This window comes from Rhodococcus sp. UFZ-B548, assembly GCF_903819475.1.
Classification (GTDB): Bacteria; Actinomycetota; Actinomycetes; order Mycobacteriales; family Mycobacteriaceae; genus Rhodococcus_F; species Rhodococcus_F erythropolis.
In genome coordinates this window covers 1-2211 of the sequence record NZ_CAIJDS010000136.1, presented here as the reverse complement: position 1 = coordinate 2211, position 2211 = coordinate 1, and the positions used below count along the sequence as shown (strand labels likewise).

The window sequence follows — 2211 nt, the reverse complement described above, 5'->3', positions numbered from 1 at the left end:
GCTTCTGCGGTCGGGACGACCACCTGATACGGGCCGTCCGCATCCGTCGGATACATCGTCCGCAACGCCTCGTGACGGGAGAACACATCCGTCACCGCAGCCCGGAACGCCTCCACATCCAACGCCCCTTCCAAGCGCAGAGCCATCGGGATGTTGTAGGAAGTCGACTCGGTGTCGAGTTGGTTCAAGAACCACATCCGCTGCTGCGCCAACGACAACGGCACCCGAGACGCCCGAACCCCCGCCACCAACGCCTTCCGACCACCAACACCCACACCAGCAGCAACCACACCCGCCAACGCCCCCACCGACGACGCATCGAACAACACCGACAACGGCACCGACGACTCCAACGCCGCACCCAACCGCGACACCACCTGAGTCGCAATCAACGAGTTACCACCCAACTCGAAGAAATCATCATCGAGCCCCACACCCGACACACCCAACACCGACTCGAACACCGACGCCACCAACAACTCCACCGACGACACCGGAGCCCGCCACACCCGAGCCACCGCCACCGGCTCCGGCAACAACCGCCGATCCAACTTCCCCGCAACACTGAGCGGAAACGCATCCAACACCACAACATGCGCCGGCACCATATACCCCGGCAACACCCCACCCACAACCAACTTCAACTCATCCACATCAACCGAAAAACCAGACGCACCAACCACATACGCCACCAACTGATCCGAACGAACCACCACAACCGACTGCGCCACCGACACCTGCGCCGACAACACCGCCTCAATCTCACCCAACTCGATCCGCAACCCCCGCAACTTCACCTGGAAATCACTACGACCGATGTACTCCACCTCACCGTCAACAGACCACCGCACCACATCCCCCGTGCGATACATCCGCTCACCAGCAACCACACCGAACGGATTCGCCACAAACCGATCCGCACTCAAATCAGCACGCCCCACATACCCACGCGCCAACTGCACACCCGCCAGATACAACTCACCCGCAACACCCACCGGCACCGGACGCAACCACGCATCCAACACCAACAACCGCGTATTCCACACCGGACGACCAATCGGCACCACCACCGAATCCGACGCCACCACCTCATGGAACGTCACATCCACCGCAGCCTCGGTCGGACCATACAAATTATGCAAACCAACCCCAGGCAACACCTCCCCCACCCGAGACGCCACCGACACCGACAACGCCTCACCCGAAGCAAACACCAACCGCAACGACGACCCAGCCCCCACCGAACCAACAGACCCAGCCGAATCAGCCACCACAGAATCCGCCAACGACTCCACGAACACCGACAACATCGACGGCACAAAATGCACCACCGACACCGACGACTCCACAATCGTCCGCACCAAATACCCCGGATCCCGATGACCATCCGGAACCGCAATCACCAACCGCGCACCAACCTGCAACGGCCAGAACAACTCCCACACCGACACATCAAAAGTCACCGGCGTCTTCTGCAACACCACATCACGAGCACCAAGCCCGTACTCCCCCTGCATCCACAACAAACGATTCACAATCGCCGCATGCGAGACCCCCACACCCTTCGGCCGACCCGTCGACCCCGACGTGAAAATCACATACGCCGTATTCTCCGCACGCAACCGACCCAACCGCTCGGAATCCACCACCGGCGACGCATCGAACCCCGACACATCCACCACATCCACCAACAACACCGGCACCCCACCCACACCGACAAAACCATCACGCACCGTCGACAACACACACACCGGACGCGCCGTCTCCACCACAAACGCCACACGATCCACCGGCGCATCCACATCCAACGGCACATACGCACCGCCAGCCTTCAACACCGCATAAATACCCACCAACATGTCAACACTACGACGAATCGCCAACCCCACCAACGACTCCGGACCAACACCCTCCGCAATCAACCGACGAGCCAACCGATTCACACGCGCATCGAACTCACCAAACGAAACACCCACACCCTCGAACTCCACCGCAACCGCACCCGGAGAACGCACCACCTGCTCATCAAACAACGACACCAAACTCGCCCCACCACCAACAACACGAGCAGTATCCGACCAACCCCCCAACACCAACGACCGCTCCACCCCACCCAACACATCAACATCCCCCACACCCACACCCGACACAAACCCACCCAACACACGCACCAAACGCTCACCCAACACCACAACCGAACCCTCGTCGAAG

At 60.7% G+C, this 2211-nt stretch carries 1 protein-coding gene; it reads right to left on the bottom strand.

Annotation, left to right across the window (positions count from 1 at the left end; genetic code table 11):
• Window positions 1-2211: non-ribosomal peptide synthetase (locus H7C86_RS36810; protein WP_182263507.1), on the bottom strand; the 2211-nt coding region annotated here is incomplete at both ends.